The sequence below is a fragment of the Halobellus inordinatus genome, from assembly GCF_024498335.1.
GTDB lineage: Archaea > Halobacteriota > Halobacteria > Halobacteriales > Haloferacaceae > Haloquadratum > Haloquadratum inordinatus.
In genome coordinates, this window is record NZ_CP101826.1 from 17501 (window position 1) to 34612 (window position 17112).

A 17112-nucleotide genomic window follows, 5' to 3' on the forward strand; every position below is an offset into this window, starting at 1 on the left:
TCTTCGCTCAAATTCTCGTCATCAACTTGATCGGCAACCGCTTGCAGTTGGTTTCGTGCCTCTCGAAGCTGCTGAACTGCATTGCTCATATTTTAGTGTCCTTTGTGAGCAGTATACATACCGGTTGTGGCTTTCGGGCTCTTGTTGTCGTCGCAGATCATCCTACAACAACCAGTTAAAAGAAGGCCCAGACTTGTTTCACAATAATACATATATTCTAATATTTTACAGTTCTACAGCCGTAACTGTCTCCACAACTCACTTTCCAGTTGTGACAGAGATACGAAGTCGACCGTTATTTTCAGCCGTCATAGGTGTTCTCAGAGTCAAGAACAAGGGTCATTCTGCTGGCAAAGTGTTCACGAAGCGCACTACGCCGTCGAACAGATTACGGACAACACCAGTAGCAGACACCCGAAGCCAGCAAATACACTCGTATGCAGTACTCCGCACCGAACCCGCGAGAACAGAATACACAATCTATTTAAGCTAAGCGGCTGAGCTAAGCTGATTAGCTCATCTAGGTAGCGCAGCAACCAATCTCAGCAAAGAGTATCCCCTCTATTCAATCCCCAATCGCAGTTAAAGTGTCCTCTATTCCCCATCAACTTAGCCACGCAGGAGCGTGTCATAGAAACCATCTCATAGCATCTCACAACCCGGACCGTTCCCTCGCTCGTAGTTGGTGATGGCAACGACGAGTCGCAGGCAGAGCGCAAGGAACACTTCTGTTCGTGCGTGGACGCGGCCTCGGGCACGTCCGCGCCCGAGGCCGCAGTCCTTGACCGCGTCGTTGGTTCGTTCGACCCCTGTCCGGTGGTTGTACGTCTCCTCCAAGATGGATTGTTTCAGCTGAACGTCCTCACTGTGTTCCTCAATCCGGTCTTCAACTCTGTACTCGATGTCTTTCGGGTCGTCAGTGTTTCGCGGATTGTACGGAACGATTGGCACGACCTCTGCAGCCAGCAGGTGGTCGTGCCAATCGAGGATGTCATAGGCGCTGTCTCCAAGCATCCAAATCGGCTTGGCGACGGCGAGCGCGTCACGCGTGACGCGCATCGCCGTCTCTTGATCCGCTTGTTTGGTCTGTGTGAATTCAGCCGCTATCGGGATCTTTGCGCCGGTTGAGACAATCGTACAGCCGAAGCCGTAGTAGTACTCCTCGGCTGTTGGATCGTAGTTCCACGAGGCAGCGTCGTTGTATTGGATCGCTTCGACGTGGGTCGAGTCGATAGAATACGTGGAGTCGAGCGGGCCGCGGGCGGCGGCCTGCTCGACGAGCCTGTCGAAGATATCGTCAACAACGTGTTCGAGGTCGGTGAGAAAGCGGTCAACGGTGTCTCTGGATGGCGGTTTGTCGAGTCCGCAGTAGTACCAGACGAGACCGTTCTGAAGTTCCCGTGTAACTGGACGTGTGCCGTAGACATCCTCGTAGTAGCAGTGCAGAAAGCCACGAAAGAGATCTGGTGGCGAGTGGACTCGTGTTCGCCCCCGCTTCGTGGGGGCGAACACGTCGTATTCCAGTAGAAACTCGAACTCAAGATGTTCGAACAGCGGTACTGTCTCGGTAGCCGCCGCATTCAAGAAGTCGTCTACCGAAGCTACGTCTTGCAGGGCGTTGGTACTGCTGGACACAGTTTCCAAACCCTGCGGCCTCCCCTGGGAGATTTTCTATGACACGCTCCAAGTGTCGCCAAAAGTGTAGTGAATCCATTACGACGCGGACATCTGATTCCGGGATCGGCCCGAACTACTGGGTACGTGCTTCCATCTGCAGTTCCTCATACAGGAAGCGAACACCGGTTGATCGAGCCTGCTTCACTCTCCCGGATTGGTGATCGATCGAATTCCTTCCGAGGTTCGGCACCTACTGTTCAGTCGTGGGGACTGACCCCAACTGCGGTCAGGATTCCTCCGCATTCAGGAGGAGGATGGCAAGTAGGAGTCGATACCAACGCAAATATCAAATCACAAGAACAGCGAGTAGCATTGAGTGGCGCTTACTCTATCAAGCCGTGGCCGCAACGTCGTGGGTCTTTTCAATACCAGTGAGAACAGATTCCAAACCATTTGTGTATCGGTCCGGATAGTCCGCAAGCGTCGTCTCACATAAATTAACAAGCTGTTCACACTCCTCTATCGAGAGATCTCGCGGCGTCGTATACCTGATCACGCTCTGATCATCGGCCTTTTCAAAACCATCTCCTCGGCCAAGCGTAAACGTAGCACCGACATCAAGATCCTCTGCGAGGGCAGCAAACATCGGTATCTCGTAGTAGTTTTCGGGTAAGATTACCATCCCGATATAGATGTTAGGTGTCGGACCTGCTGCTTGGTCAAGTGTATCGACGAAGGCCTCAATGTTGTTGAGGACAGTTTGCCAGTCTGAGTCACGATTGACTGTTTCGTGAGTCTCTTTCGTGGCGCCATTCAGACTTACACTGATCGACTTAATCTGGGAGAGATACGGCCGCAAAACGTCCGGATCGAGTAAGAGCCCATTCGTAATCAGCCGTGCTTGCTTTCCCGGATGGTTTTCAAATGTGTCGACAAGATCAGCCCACGTTTCGCCGAGCAGTGGTTCCCCACCCTGATAATCGATCACACCAGCACGATCGAAGAATGTCCCATAATCTGGGTAATCATCGGTCTCAAGGCCAACACCACCCTCTTCGTAGTATTGCTCCCAACACATAATGCAGTCAACATTACACTCGAAAGAATCGTATAACGCCAACACGTGTGGGGTCGCATCAAGCGATGACTTCCCGTGGGAAACTGCAGAGCGTAGCTGACGGAGGTTTGATCGTTCAGCGTCAGTCAGCGTTTCGGTTTCCAAGCGCTCGTCAAACCACTCTACACCCTCATCAACAGAGTTGCGTACGGGACAACTCTCGGGACACGAAGACGGGTACTTCCCCTCAAGCATCGTCTCTCGGATTGCTTGTGACTCTTCACTGTTCCACATCGCTTCAATCGAGTCGTACTCTGCGGGATCCAAGCTAAAATCGTGCCAGCAACAATGTTTGACTCCCTTCGATCCCCCCATAAAGTGCATCGCGGTCCACGGACGAACGCACGGAACACCGCTCATAGGACCCACATAGACGTTCGATAGTTTATAATTTGGGAGCAAAGAGGCTCACCAGTTCCCGAATGTCGGTGGAGACGACTGCTCCGAAACACATCGATCGTCCGGTAGATCCTCAAGGGTAACAGGTGGATAGTAGATAGTTGGGTTACTCCGAACCCACCACTCACCCGTCGCAGCCCGCTCACTCGGGTGTGTAAATCGATACTCGTACTCGATTGCACGGATGTATCGGGGTGGATCCGAGGGGAAGGGGTTTGTTTGTAATAGTGAGGCAATCTGCTCGTCACCGGTGAGCAGACGTTGTATACATCTCTGGAACCACGGACTAGGAGCGCCGCCGCCCGATTCGGTCTGGAGACGAAACTCCAGTTTGTAGTTGTACGGAGCAATTTGTGAGGGGCGAGAGGCAGGGTCGTGTGGGATCTCAGTGAATGCGTATTCTTTCCACGTCGGATCGGCATCCAAGTTGTCGTTCGTTCCTTCCAAGACAATTTCATAACGGGTCGACGCGACTGTGTAGTACATACAGTAGGTATTGACAATCGGGAGGGCGTCATACCGGACAAAGCCAGTTGGGTTAAACAGCATTTTTTTGACGGGATAGTAGCTGAGTGCAATGACCACCACAAACACGACCCACACCACGAGTTGATGGACATCAGAAAGGGGGGTCGTCTGAATCGTAGTCCCCAGAAGTGATCGAAGGGTTGTATCATTAATCGTAAAGACGGCCAGTACCGTTGTGAGAACGTTAATGGATGCGAGGTTTGCGCTACAGATCAGGCAGAGTTGAAAGAGAATCGTGATGACACCGGCCACGGTCGCCCACGGCTGGGGAAAAAAGTAGAGTACTGGAAGGACGAGTTCAAGTAACAGTGTTAGCCCTGTTGCAGTCCTAAGAAGTGGCGTCGGCAGGTGGTGGAGATACCAACTCAAGGGGTTAGGAAACGGCACTGTCTCAAAAAACGATGAAAGGGCATCAAGCGTTCGCCAGTCAACATCACCAGCGAGTTTGGCCAGCCCTGATCCGAGCATCAGCCGGCCGAGAGTCCAGCGTGAGAGCCAGACGATGAGATCTGGTGTAGCCGTCCCTGTACCGCCGAGAAAGACAGCAAGAAACCCGAGTTCAAGCAGTAACAGCGAGTCGTAGGTATAGTCGAAAAATGTGGTTCCGGCATTGTAAAAGGAAAGAAAGAGGAGCCAAAGTGTGGCCCAAACAGCTACTGAAACGGGGGTTCCATAAGCATCTGAAATCCCCACAGTGGCAATTACTGAAAGAGCAATCCCGACGAATGCTCCAGCACGAAGAGCCCAATCTCCTGAAAAGTAGGTGAAAAAACTGAGTGGCGTCTCACGCTGGGGATCATCGAGCCGCTCTTTGAGTGGTAAAAGACCATCACTACCGTAAAGGGGGAGATATTGTCGTGCGACAACTACGAACGCGAGAAGATAACAGAATCCGAGCCCACGCTGGAAAATGAACTTCGCCAGAGCGTAGGAGTGAGATCCGAGCAACTCCATCGACAGATCAGCAGTTGCGTGATACCACGATAGATAATTAACCTATTCGATTGGCGATGGTGTCAGCCAGCGGGTAATGCGACATCAACTGGTATATGAGAGTTCAGTAAAATAACCACAGGGGATACAATTTCGTATGGAGACTGCCATTACCGGTGGCTTCGTTTTTACAGGCGAAGATGTGGTCCGAGCAGACGTTGGCATTAAAGGAGAAACAATTGCGACTGTCGGCGAGGTAGACGACGCGGACAGGGTAATCGACGCTACTGGAGATCTTGTACTGCCAGGGCTCATCAACGCACACACGCATTCACCGATGGCGTTGCTCCGTGGGTATGGTGAAGATCTATCTTTTGAAAATTGGTTGACAAAGCGGATGAATCCGATCGGGTATTCATTCACGCGAGAGACGATTGCAGCTGGAGCGAGGCTTGCTGCACTGGAGATGATCAAAACAGGGACGACCTGTTTCGTCGATATGTACGGTCATATGGACGTTGTAGCCAACGTAGTCGACGATGTTGGACTCCGAGCAGTGTTAGGACAGGGTGTCCTGCCAACTAAATCTGGAGATGAGCAGATCCAGACAGCCATCGACCGTGCAGTATCTTTTGCACGCGAATACGATGGGACTGCAGGCGGTCGAATCCACACTGCGATAATGCCACACGCGCCACATACGTGTCCAGAGTGGGCGCTATCAAAGCTTGCTGACCACGCTGTTGCATCCGGAGTTCTGCTTCACACGCATCTTTCCGAGTCGGTCAATGAAGTCCGCTCGGTGAAATCGTCCAGTGGAGTCCGTCCTGCACACTATCTCAATGAGCTGGGCTGCTGGGAACCGACCGCATTCGCCGCTCACGGTGTCCACCTAAATGAGACAGAACAAGAATTGCTCGCCGAACAGAATGTTGGGATCGCTCACTGTCCGTCCGCGAATCTCAAGCTAGGAACAGGGATAGCTTCGGTCGTTGACCTGCTTGAAGCGGGGGTAGAAGTGTGCATCGGCACCGATAGCGCGGCATCAAACAACAATCTCGATATGCTCTCCGAGGTCCGATTAGCCGCACTGCTTGCCAAAGGGAGCACGAATAACGGGAGTGCAGTCCCGATCAACCAAGCGATACGGATGGCGACGCATACTCCGGCCCAGATGCTTGGACTGCCGACAGGTATGATTAAGGAGGGGTACTCAGCAGACCTGATCGTTCTAGAAACTGAAACACCGCAGTTTACCCCTCAACATAACTTGCTTGCGAATGCGGTGTACGCGGCTAGCGGCCGGGATGTAACCACAACCATCGTCAACGGCCAGGTGCTTATGGCCGATGACCACGTTGAAACAATGGACGAACAGACGGTTCTCGCCGATGCTCGTTCAGCCGCAACTGCTGTCCTTGAGCGGCACGGCTCAGAAACCGGAATATTGAACCGAGATGGATCGACAAAGGATCAGTAATCTGTCGCCAACGGGGTAATAGCATAATGAATCTTCGCACGAGAGTCGGCCTGCGACTTCATCATCTTAATCGCCGTCTTCGCAATAAACTCCCGTCTCAACTGGGCGAAATGATTAGATCAACACCATTTTCGCGGATTTACTGGCGTATTCTGCTTGCTGTGCTCTCTGATCGAGTCACTGTTGAGTACGACGGTGGCAGTGCGACGTTCACGCTGACAGATCCTCGTGATGTCAACTCATTTTGCGACGGTGCACGATACGAGCGGCCGATGGTCGAGACATTCCTACGTTGTCTCGAGCCGGGAGACGTTGTGTATGATATTGGCGCGAATATTGGTTTCTACAGTTGTCTAGCTACGGAAGCGCTTGAAGATGTGAGGATCGTCGCGTTCGAACCGAACGAGGCTGTTCATTCTCGACTCCGGGAGAATTTACGGCTTGCCAATGCGGACTGGCAACTGATCACAAAACCGCTTCTCGAACAGGAAATGAGGGTTGGATTCCGCCGTCGCGCATCGGACCTCTGGGACGGCGGATCATATATTGTCGACCAGACAGAGAATCACGATGAGCAGCTTACATCGATCGCTGGCGATGAGATCGCCGGTGATCGCTGTCCGCCACCGACAGTAATGCAGATTGACGCGGAAGGAGCCGAGTTGGCAATCGTTGAAGGCTTCTCTGAAACACTCCGAAACGGCAACTGTCGACACGTCTTCTGTGAAGTCCATCCGAAGAAGCTCCGCAAGCCCTACACAGACGGTGAGTTCGCAGAGGTGAGCCAGTTGGTAGAGCGGCTCGAAACATTCGGTTTCACCGTCGAGAGATTCACACAGCGAGAGCTGAGCGGACGCGTGCAACAGTTCCTCTGGGCACGAAAATCTGAGCTTGACTGAGACGGTTGAGGTATAGTTTCATTTGATATTCGATCAACGCTCTTGTGGCGGAGATTGTTGGTAAGTCATAGCGCAGTTTCGAGGATGGTTTTGAGCGCTTCTTTCCCCGGTTTGCGGAACACTTCTCGACGGAGCTGAAACGCTCGGATATACGGCGTGAGTCTGTCTTTAGAGACACCTCGATGCGGCGAGAGCCACCGTCGCGCCAGCGACGCGTGGCTCTCGCAGGTGTTCACGTGAACGTCTCCATCGACGTACTCGCCGTCACCGTGGACGACGTATTCACGGGTGAATGCGTTGTCCTCGTCAAGTGGATCGTATGCCCGAAAGCCGTCTGTGTAGACGGTTAACGACTCCTGCTGGCGGTCGGCCAGCAGGAGTCGAATCCTCGATTCGGTCGCGGCTTTCGTCGGGATCACGTGTCGTTCACCACTGCCGCGATCAGCGAGAACAAACACAGGGGGCTTGTCCTCAGCGTATGTTCCACGTCCGCGCGTAGACAGGCCACGCGAGCGCGACCAGCCGTCGCGCTCGCGGCCCTTGAGACCTGCTTTCACGTAGAATTCATCTATCTCGGGGCCTTCGAGCTGTAGTCGAGGCGCGTCCAGCGCTCGCAAAACGCGCTGGACGCGCCGGTAGATCGTCTTGTATGAAACGTCAATCTCTACGTCTAATTGCCTGAGACTTGTGTTGAAGCGGATGTACGTGTAGACGGCGAGAAACCACTTTCTGAGCGCCACCGAAGAATGTTCGAAGATCGTGCCGGTCTGATCGTTGAATGTGCGGTCGCAATCCTTACAGAGATACCGCTGAAACACGCGATAGCTGCCGTACCGAATCACAGATTCGCCACGGCAGCGTGGGCAATAGACGCCGTCGCGCCAGCGAACCTGTTCCAGCAGGTTCGCGGCGCGACGCTCCGAGACGAACGTCTTGATAGGGAACATTGTTCGTCGGGTGACGCGGTCGCGTCACCCTTGCCCGCTGTGACTTCCAGCTACTGCTGAGAACTCACCAACAATCCTCCTATGAAAATCCCGCACCGCCATATCCCGATTCTCAGACAATAATTGTTCGGGTGAGCTGGTGGCTTACCCGAACGTCGGTTGTAAATCACCATACTGCACCGGGATAGCGGTAGCTAGACGTCCACCAGGCGGGGGAACGTGATTGCGGTAGCGGTCGCTGTGCGGTCGAAGGAGTGCTGTGCCTGAGCGATCGGACCGATCGCTCAGGCGCTCACCTCCGGTGGGTCGTATGTTTCCCGTCGCTTCAGCATATAGAAGATCGAGACCAGCATCTTCCGGGCTGTTGCGACAATCGCTATCTGGTGGTTCTTTCGTCGTTTCAACCTTGTGTAGAAATTCCCGAGGTAGTCGTCGTACCGAACAGAAACGTGGGCGCACTGGACGAGGGCCCAGCGCAGGGGCGCTGAGCCCTCTTTACTGATGCTGCCGTGAACTTCCGTGTCACCAGATTGGTGAACCATCGGATCGAGTCCGGCGTAGCTTACCAGCTCTTCGTCCCGGTCGAACCGATCGATTTCACCGATTTCTGCGACGATTAACGCAGCAGTCGATTGACCGACACCCGGAATCGACAGCAGCCGCTGGGCTGCTGGCGATTCCAGTACCTTCTGTTCGATTATTTCTTCCAACCGATCGATCTGTTCGTCGTACTCGTCAATCACGGAGAGATGAGCCTCGACGATCGTTCGGTCGGTATGGCTGAGAGAGAGTTCCGCTGTGAACTCTCGACCGGTGGGACCGAACAACTCGCTGTCGTAGGCGTTGTCGGTGCGCTTGAGGACAGCTCTGACGCGGTTTTTCAGCTGTCCGCTCTTCGACGAGCGACTTTCTGGTTCGGACGAGATCCCGCAGGGTGCGGATCTCGTCCGAGGGGACGTAACTCTCGGCGAGCATATCCGCCCGAAGCATATGTGCGAGTCGCTTGGCGTCGATGCGATCGGTCTTGACCGTTGCATCGGCAATAATCCGGTTCTTTGATGGGTTAACGAGGGTAACATCGAGATGCTCGTCGAGCATCTCATACACCGGACGATAGTGGCCGGAGGCTTCGATTGCAGCTTCGCCACCGGCGTACTGTTTGGCGAGTTCACCAAGCCGGTCGTTTGGTAAGCGAATCTCGTCCTGCAAGTTGCCGTCGTCATCCACGACGGCAACTTGCGAGTACTCTGTGTGGGTGTCGATTCCTAGGTACATTGGACGCCTCCGTTGGGACTGTGGCGTGAACAGGAAATCCTCCTATGCGTGCTCTCTGGCACAAGTTTCCGCGTCTTGTCACGGCCTAGGACCATTCTCTAACCACGTGCTTGATGCACTGGATTGTTATCGGCCTCAGCCAGCCCCTAGCACCTTGTTCACGCTCCAGGGGCATAGGTGCGGGATTTTCATAGATTCTCTATCCAAGAGCGTCGATCAAAACAATTGGACTTGGACGTTGAGAAGGTCAATCAGCGGAGTTAGCCGCCGGGGTCAAAACATATCGGGACGTCGATGCTCCCACACCGGATCGGCTTCACTCGTCGCCGGATCAACGTGTCCCTGACAATGCTCACATCGCTCCGCAGGCATCCGCTCAATTACTTGCTCCATTAGGTCACGTGTCTGGGTATTATACTCGGCGAGGCGGTCATCAATCATCTGGAGCGTCACTGGTTCCTCCTCTATCCCAGGGATAGAGTCACCAACATCGTAGTCTGTAATAAGTGCAAAATTCCCGTAACACATACCGAGCTCTCGGGCTAGCGTCACCTCGGGATAAGTTGAGCCACCAACGATATCGGCACCCCACTGTCGGAACATCTCACTTTCAGCTTCGGTCGAAAACCGGGGACCCTCAATATTGACCATCGTGACATCCTCGTTGTGCCCCGTGAGACCGACAGCATCACAACAACTCTCAATAGTGTCGTTTAGTGATGGACAGAACGGCTGCATCGAGCTGAAATGGCGGGGTGGGTAGTCATCGAAGAAAGTATCGACCCGGCGCTTTGTGCGATCGATATAGTCAGTGGGCACAGCGACGTCTCCCACGCCAATTTCCTTCCGTAAGCTACCGTTGGCTGTCGCAGAGACGAGCCGGCGGACACCAACACGATAGAGGGCGAAGAGATTAGCACGGAAGTTGACTGACTGCGACGGGACATTTCGTCCGCGTCCGTGACGAGACAGGAAAGCTACCTTCCGGCCAGCCATCTCCCCGATAATAACAGGATGCGTTGGCTCACCGAACGGCGTTTCAACGTCGATTTCTCGGTCAATGTCGATACGGTCCGCAAATCCATACCCACCGACGATACCGATGTCGGCCATCTCTTGGATATCGTCGCCCAGGGATAAGGTCGCCGCGTCTGACATTCGAGTCGAGGGTGGGAGAGTGGTCATAATAATCTTCCTAACTCCACTGGATGTTCTCATACCGCGCTCGAAACCGCAAGTTCTGAGAGCCTCCACAGCAGGGCGTCATAGAAAGGCCCTCACGCCAGAATAGGGTTCGTTCAGGACAGAGAATGTATGCAGCAAGCAGATGTTGTTTCCTCCAACCACTCTACGGGGAATGTACAGGGTATACAAGGCGAATGCCACGGGGTCGGACGGAAATCGAAGATCTCCGTGATGACGAGACGCGAAGCGTCTCGAACCACTTGACCCCGAGGCGGTTCACACGTTTTCAAGAGGTGGATTGACGTGTTCGTCAGCCGCGGTCTTCCAAGAATAGGAAGGGGCCCAGTTCAGTAGTTCTCGAGTTTTTGCGAGTGAATAAGCGACACCGTCTTCAGAAATTGACACCGTCTCAGGGGTAGCATCAAACTCTTGTTCGATGAGTTCAGCCGTCGGTTCACCCATATAATTGTCTGCTGCCATTACGTGGAATGCCTCAAAACCGTCAAGGGGGGTTTCAACAGCAGCACGGACGGCCTGCTTTAGGTCACGGATATCACAGTAAGCCCAAAAGTGGGGTTTCCCGTACTCTGGGGCAGACTGAATCTCCAAGCAGTCATACTTGCCGGGGTACTGAAGCCACGCCGGACGAAGAGCAGTGACGGAAATGTCGTACCGTCGCGCCGCCATTTTTCCGGTTTCTTCTGCGACCATCTTGGAAAGTCCGTACGCATCAGACGGTTGCATTGGCTCCTCAGTCGGAATCGGGAAGTGATCTGGGAGGGACGGAGTCTCAGCGAATGCATATCCGTAAACGGCTTCGCTCGAAGCCAAAACCACATCTGCATCGCACTGTCCAGCCGCAGTCAGGACGTGATAGGTTGATTCGACATTGTTCGTGAACACGCGACCACCTGTGCTCTGGAGAGGACTTGGATACGCACCCCAGTGTACGACAGCATCAGGGTCAACTTCGTGAATGATCTCAAAAACCTCACCTCCGTTGGCGAGGTCTACCTCACGAAAGTCAATATCGTAGTAGGAGCTGGCAGGTCCCCAGTCTGGACGAACCTGGTCCAGGGACGTTACTTGGTATTCGTTCGAGACAAACTCGTTAATGATCCAACGGCCTGATTCTCCGAGTCCGCCCGTTATAAGGACGTCCTGCATACGTGTGGGTATAACTACAGACATCAAAACTTCCGGGGGTTCGGCTCCGAAACATCTATGCTGGCGGAATGAACTGTCCTCGGTAGATGAACTGGACTGGCGAGAGCGTGCTTGTGACAGGCGGTGCGTCATTCATCGGTTCGCACTTGGTAGAGGCGCTGGTTGACCGAGGTGCCAACGTTCGTGTTGCAGACGACCTCTCAAGTGGTTCATTGGAATATCTCTCAGCCGTCCGAGATCAAATTTCGTTTTTCCGGGGAGATCTGAAACGGCGAGCATTCGCGGATGAAGTGACAGAAGAGATCAACACGGTTTTTCACCTCGCAGCGGACCACGGTGGGCGCGGGTACATCGCAGAGTATCCAGCCAACTGTGCTACCAATATGGCTCTGGATACGACGGTATACGAAGCAGCCGTCGACAACGGAGTTGAGCGAATTACGTTCGCGTCAAGTGCGTGCGTATACCCAACAGATATACAACAGGATCAGGTCCGCCTCCGGGAGTCAATGGTCAATTTTGATGAGCGGGGAGGAGCTTATGCTGATGAGGTCTACGGCTGGGCGAAACTGATGGGAGAGCGATCCCTACAAGCGTTTGAGGAGCAGTACGATATCGATGCCAGTATCGTTCGAATCTTTTCTGCATACGGCCCGCGAGAAAATGAGACACACGCCGTAATGGCCCTGATCGCGAAGGCTTACACCAAACAGGATCCGTTCCAGGTTTGGGGCGACGGTGGACAATCTCGGAACTTTACCTATGTCAATGATATCGTCAAAGCGCTCCGGCTAGCGGCGGAACAGATCACCGACGGGACCGCGGTGAATGCAGGTATTAGCCGCTATGTGACGATCAATGAAACGATCGAAACGATATTTGACGCCCTAGACTGGGAACCAAACGAGATCGAGCGGAACCTAGACAAACCCGTTGGGGTCCGACACCGAGCGGCAGACACAACGAGAGCTGAAGAACTACTCGGCTGGACACCAGATGTTAGCTTCGAGGAAGGAATTGAACAAACTGTCAAGTGGTATCAAGAAGAGTACGACCAAGAGGAGGTCAGTCAGCGGCTGTCAACAGACCTAGTTGAGCGCTAAACCAGAGGTCACGATGTTGATTCCGGAGATTACGTCCCTTGATGTCGAGAATGTCTATATTTACGTAGCGGATGCGGTACGGTGGGACAGCACGCCTGCGGAGTTGCGGACTGAAGGCCTGTGTCTAAAAACCGTCGCAGCCTCAGTTCACAGTCCGGCCTCCTTCGCTTCAATGGTGACTGGAAAGTACCTCCCGACACACGGAGTAACGGATTTTGGATCCCGTCTCCCGGAGAATCTGCGAACCCTATTCGACTGTGATGGATATCACGCTGAGTTCGTGAACACATTGGGATTAGGGGATGGAAACGACCCGATCTACTCCGTTCTTAACCAATCACCGACCGATCGAACAGAGCCACTTGAAGGGGTCACAGAACCATTCTTGCTTATGGAGCGAGCCCACGGCGGACACGCGCCGTATGGGTCTAATTCTGGAACGGCCGCCGAATATTTTAAATCAAACCGAAATACTCCAGTTGAGACACTTCGAGGAAGCTACGTGGAAGGTGTCAGACAGGACGTGACACAGTTCCGCAGACGGCTCAAGTCCCTTGAAAACCGCGGGCTTCGGTCTGATACACTGATTATTTACACCTCAGATCACGGCGAGCTGCTCGGAGAGGGCGGAATGTTTGGGCACAACGGTCCCATCCGTCCCGAACTTGTGTATGTTCCTACAATATTTATTCACCCAGACATCCCAGAAAATTCACAAGAATATTTGTTCGGTCACACGGATCTATTCCCAACAGTTGCAGCAGTTCTGGATAACTGTGATGGGTGCGTTCCGGAACACGACGATAAGCGTACTGATCGTCGGTATTCCTTCTATGAGACCGAGTTCAAATTGCCAGGAGTTGGTGGACAGTCAATGAAGTATCAGAGTGTCTGGAATACCAATGGCGGCACAGTAGTAACAGACACTCCAAGGTGGATTCGAACTGTCGGTGCACTTGATGATTTGTTTGATAGCCAACAGCGATATCTGGCAAGACGGTGGGAGCATATCTTCGATCTTCTCCGGTCTTATCAAACGCGGACGGAGAGCTACGGGTCACCCGACTTCGATTTTAATGTCAAAGAGGATATCAGATCGTTCTACACAACACGGAATACAAACGCTGATGAGTCAGTCGAACTTAGTGATGCTGCCCGAGAGCGCTTGCACAATTTAGGATACTCGTGACTCCACACCAGTGTCAGCGTTCGTTCTCACACTCTCGACTGGCTACTCAGTGGTTCGATTAGAAGTCGGTTCCAAGTAAAAGAATAGATACAAGTATATTAGCTTACTGATCAACTTGATAGAATGACTATCAGAGTGGAGGATGATGGTGGCTGAACCGTCGATAACAATCGGTATTTTGACCATTCCCGGCCGGCTCTCTCTGCTAGAAAACCTAGCCGAGTCCCTAGTTGATGCAGTTGAGTATTATGAGGGATCTGTTGAAGTGTTAGTTGCTGGGAACGGTGTAGAGGAAGCTGTGAGTGTGCTCAACGAACGGCTTCAGTGTAAAGTAGAGTTCGTAGAGACAGATGGGACCGCGCCTGCTGGTCGGGCACAGTTGATTGATACTGCAGCGACTGACTGGCTACTATTCGTCGACGATGACTGTCGGGTCGACGAAACGCTGCTAGCTGCGTATGGAGAAACCATCCAATCGGCAACTGATGATGTCGCTGCAATCTACGGACCACTAGTGTTTGAGGGACAGCGTTCAGTAGCATTTGAAGCATATCGGTTTACCCCATTTGTCCATCCCCTCCAAGTCGCCGTGTGGCGAGATACCGTTGAGTGGGCCCCCACAGCAAATGCGGCTTTTTCTGTTCCAGATGTGCAAGCAGTCGGAAACTTCGACACAGACAATCCGATTGTTGTCTCGGGAGAGGATGTTGATATCGGCTTACGGCTCAAATCCGCAGGATACACACTCACTACCGCACCTGAAGCGAAAGTGTATCATATGACTGATAGCTGGAACGGGGTAATCGACAATATTCAGCGTGCATATACCTACGGACTTTCAGAGGCGTGGCTCGCACAGCAGTATCCGAACCGAACAGAACCGAGATTCGGTTTGTCAACAGACAATGTTGCAGAAAATCTTACAACAATCGGTCTCCTGCTCTCAGTACCCTTCCTCACACTCCCACTTGCGTGTCTTGTCTGGCTGATCGGACTGACACTTCGGAAAGCGACAACCGATCAGACAACATCAATTATAGCATACGCGCTATCAGATGTCTATCAGCTTATGAATTACCTGGGGTACGCCCGCGAAACAGTTCGCGAAGGAGGCGCGATTCGAGACTTGACACGCCGGTTCGTTTTTTATAAACACAGCTATGTCCATCCCCGAGTCCCCAAAAACGGCGTCTGGCATAATGACGATGAATAATTAGTCTGAAAACTGCAGTCTGGATCGCGCGTAATTAAGCAATCTTTTCAGTATGGAATTGGATAATACCCTTACACTTTTCTTTATAGGAGTGGTGCTCGCGCACGTATTCCCCGCCTGCTGCTGCCTTCTCTTGGTACGGTTCGGGATTAGAAAAGATATCTTCAAGCACATCTGCCATCTCAGCTTTTGACTCAACAAGAGTGAGATATTCACCCATTTCAGAGTCTAGTTTCGGGTGATACTGGTCGATGTAGATGCTATTGGTGCCAAGCGCTCGGAACACACGACCGTTGACCATCCCGAATTTAATGTAATCGTGATGAAGTCCAAGAACGACAGTCGCAGAGTTATATAGGGCGCTGATATCTCCTCGCGGGAGAATTCCGTGATGATAGGCAGCATACTTACTATCTTCCCAGTCAGCACCATAAATACGGAAATCATACTCGGTCGCCGGCTCAAACAACATATCATATTGTTCTTGGCGCTTGTAATTGCCTAAGCCGAGGTATGTAATGTCGCAGTCGTACGCATCGGTGCCGGTTCCCGGTGTGACCTTCTCGGTGTCACATCCAATATGAAGGTGTTTCGCTGGTAGATGCTTTTGAAGTTCTGGGACCATTTGTCGGCTATTAGTGATCACACCATCAAACTGTGAATCATAGAGATACTTTTCGGCGAAGTCCAAGTCACCAGGATCATCTTGGTACCCACCTAACACCCACCACCAGTAGATCGCGTCCGTGTCACCGAAAGCCTGGTATTCGTCAATGACACCGCCGATACCCAGACTGAGTATCAAATCTGCATCGCTACTGGCCTCAACAACACTCTCGTAGTGGGCGACAAACGCGTCGTGTCCGAGTTCGCGAAATTCGCGTGCTAAGCTGAATGCTTCCTCAGAATCGCCCGAGATATTGTTCCAGTCCGCATATCGTGTTGTCCCCTGCGCCGGATTCTCCGGATCAAACCCATACTCACGATATAACTCATCCTGCCAATCAGCCAGATCTCTAAAGCCAAAAGTGAGAATTCCGATTTCCATTGCTGTATAGTGACTTACCAAGGAGTAGTGTCAATGTTCCGGAGATGGGATAGCATTGCGAGCGCCACCCTGGAAATATGCGATGGTGCGCTGGAGTCCCTCCTCTAATCCCACAGTTGGCTGCCAATCTAAGATCCTTGTCGCCTTTGTGAGATCTGGTTTACGCCGCGTCGGATCATCAGCCGGCTTCGGTTCGTACCGGATACCGCTTGTCGTGTCACAAATATGGAGGATCTTTTCAGCGAGGGTTTGGATCGAAATCTCGTTCTCACAACCCACATTCACGACGGTTCCCTGTAATCCGTCTTGTTCCATCAGGGCTCGCAGCCCCGCAATAGTGTCGGAAACATAGCAGAAACTCCGAGTCTGGGTTCCGTCGCCATAGACCGTGAGATCATCGCCACGGAGAGCTTGCGTGATGAACGTCGGGACAACACGACCATCGTCTTCGCGCATTCGCGTGCCATACGTGTTGAAAATACGTGCTGTCCGGACATCAAGGTCGTATTCATCCTCGTAGGCAACTGTGAGTGTCTCACCGAACCGTTTTGACTCGTCGTAGCAGCCTCTGGGACCACGAATATTTACGTTACCATTGTAGCTCTCAGGTTGCGGATGTACCTCTGGATCGCCATACACCTCACTCGTGGATGCAAACACCATTCGTGCGTCACAAGCAACAGCGTGATCAAGGAGCTGCCGCGTCCCTTCTGTGTTCGTAAGTGCGATCCGCACTGGGAAGTCGGTGAAATCCGCGGGTGATGCTCGAGAAGCAAGATGATATATGCGATCGACAGGAGGAAATGTGATGTTCTTCCGAATGTCGCCCTCAATCACAGTAAGTCGGCCTGAGTCGATATCGCGAAGGTTCTGACGCCGTCCACTTCCAAAATTATCAACACAAATTACTTCGTGACCATCTTTGATTAGCGCCTCACACAAGTGGCTCCCTAGAAACCCTGCCCCACCCGAGACGAGGACCCTCATTACATCTGATGTAGGAACAGAGATT

General features: G+C 52.7%; 14 protein-coding genes and 1 pseudogene (1 of these 15 running past the window's edge). 5 read left to right on the plus strand and 10 right to left on the minus strand.

The features are described 5' to 3' along the window. From NO362_RS13400 to NO362_RS13415, 4 genes are all read right to left on the minus strand, one after another. A protein-coding gene (locus NO362_RS13400) for a hypothetical protein (protein WP_256546787.1) crosses the window boundary here: on the minus strand, positions 1-89 show its 5' portion. Its footprint begins 70 nt before the window's first position; 89 of the gene's 159 nt are visible here — the first part of the coding sequence; the start codon lies at positions 87-89; its stop codon lies off the left edge, out of view. Between the two features lie 553 nt (positions 90-642). Continuing rightward, positions 643-1635 (minus strand): transposase, encoded by a 993-nt coding sequence (locus NO362_RS13405; protein ID WP_256546788.1) that lies wholly within the window; start codon positions 1633-1635, stop codon positions 643-645. Positions 1636-2008: 373 nt separating this feature from the next. Continuing rightward, positions 2009-2929: a radical SAM protein gene (locus NO362_RS13410; RefSeq protein WP_256546789.1), complete on the minus strand. Its 921-nt coding sequence runs from the start codon at positions 2927-2929 to the stop codon at positions 2009-2011. Positions 2930-3142: 213 nt separating this feature from the next. Then, entirely contained in the window at positions 3143-4615 is a 1473-nt protein-coding gene (locus NO362_RS13415) for a lipase maturation factor family protein (protein ID WP_256546790.1), read from the minus strand. A gap of 136 nt (positions 4616-4751) precedes the next feature. Between NO362_RS13415 and NO362_RS13420 the strand changes: the two genes are divergently transcribed. Then, the gene (locus NO362_RS13420; RefSeq protein ID WP_256546791.1) at positions 4752-6074 is read left to right on the plus strand and encodes an amidohydrolase; all 1323 of its coding nucleotides are present in this window, start codon (positions 4752-4754) and stop codon (positions 6072-6074) included. 272 nt (positions 6075-6346) lie between these two features. Beyond that, positions 6347-6973, plus strand: a complete 627-nt coding sequence (locus NO362_RS13425) for an FkbM family methyltransferase (protein WP_256546792.1) — start codon at positions 6347-6349, stop codon at positions 6971-6973. Positions 6974-7038: 65 nt separating this feature from the next. Here the strand turns inward: NO362_RS13425 and NO362_RS13430 are convergent, their stop codons facing one another. The 4 genes and pseudogenes from NO362_RS13430 to NO362_RS13445 all read right to left on the minus strand — a co-directional run bounded on the left by NO362_RS13430 (position 7039) and on the right by NO362_RS13445 (position 11547). After that, a complete protein-coding gene (locus tag NO362_RS13430; RefSeq protein WP_256546793.1) occupies positions 7039-7920 on the minus strand; it encodes an IS1595 family transposase in 882 nt (293 codons plus the stop codon). 284 nt (positions 7921-8204) lie between these two features. Next, positions 8205-9195, minus strand: a pseudogene (locus NO362_RS13435) (IS110 family RNA-guided transposase). A 273-nt stretch (positions 9196-9468) separates the two neighbouring features. Next, positions 9469-10353, minus strand: a complete 885-nt coding sequence (locus tag NO362_RS13440; protein WP_256546794.1) for an MTAP family purine nucleoside phosphorylase — start codon at positions 10351-10353, stop codon at positions 9469-9471. 303 nt (positions 10354-10656) lie between these two features. Next, positions 10657-11547, minus strand: coding sequence for an NAD-dependent epimerase/dehydratase family protein (locus NO362_RS13445; protein WP_256546795.1), 891 nt, complete (start codon positions 11545-11547; stop codon positions 10657-10659). An 86-nt stretch (positions 11548-11633) separates the two neighbouring features. On the opposite strand from NO362_RS13445, the gene NO362_RS13450 reads away from it, so the two are divergent. The 3 genes from NO362_RS13450 to NO362_RS13460 all read left to right on the plus strand — a co-directional run bounded on the left by NO362_RS13450 (position 11634) and on the right by NO362_RS13460 (position 15052). Then, positions 11634-12650, plus strand: a complete 1017-nt coding sequence (locus NO362_RS13450; protein WP_256546796.1) for an NAD-dependent epimerase/dehydratase family protein — start codon at positions 11634-11636, stop codon at positions 12648-12650. A 13-nt stretch (positions 12651-12663) separates the two neighbouring features. Continuing rightward, on the plus strand, positions 12664-13839 hold the full coding sequence (locus NO362_RS13455; protein WP_256546797.1) for a sulfatase-like hydrolase/transferase: 1176 nt from the start codon (positions 12664-12666) through the stop codon (positions 13837-13839). Between the two features lie 148 nt (positions 13840-13987). Further along, positions 13988-15052, plus strand: a complete 1065-nt coding sequence (locus tag NO362_RS13460) for a glycosyltransferase family 2 protein (protein ID WP_256546798.1) — start codon at positions 13988-13990, stop codon at positions 15050-15052. 34 nt (positions 15053-15086) lie between these two features. Here the strand turns inward: NO362_RS13460 and NO362_RS13465 are convergent, their stop codons facing one another. Both NO362_RS13465 and NO362_RS13470 read right to left on the minus strand, forming a co-directional pair. Further along, the gene (locus NO362_RS13465; protein ID WP_256546799.1) at positions 15087-16100 is read right to left on the minus strand and encodes a CgeB family protein; all 1014 of its coding nucleotides are present in this window, start codon (positions 16098-16100) and stop codon (positions 15087-15089) included. A gap of 30 nt (positions 16101-16130) precedes the next feature. Beyond that, positions 16131-17087 (minus strand): NAD-dependent epimerase/dehydratase family protein, encoded by a 957-nt coding sequence (locus NO362_RS13470; RefSeq protein ID WP_256546800.1) that lies wholly within the window; start codon positions 17085-17087, stop codon positions 16131-16133. Positions 17088-17112 lie beyond the last annotated feature (25 nt).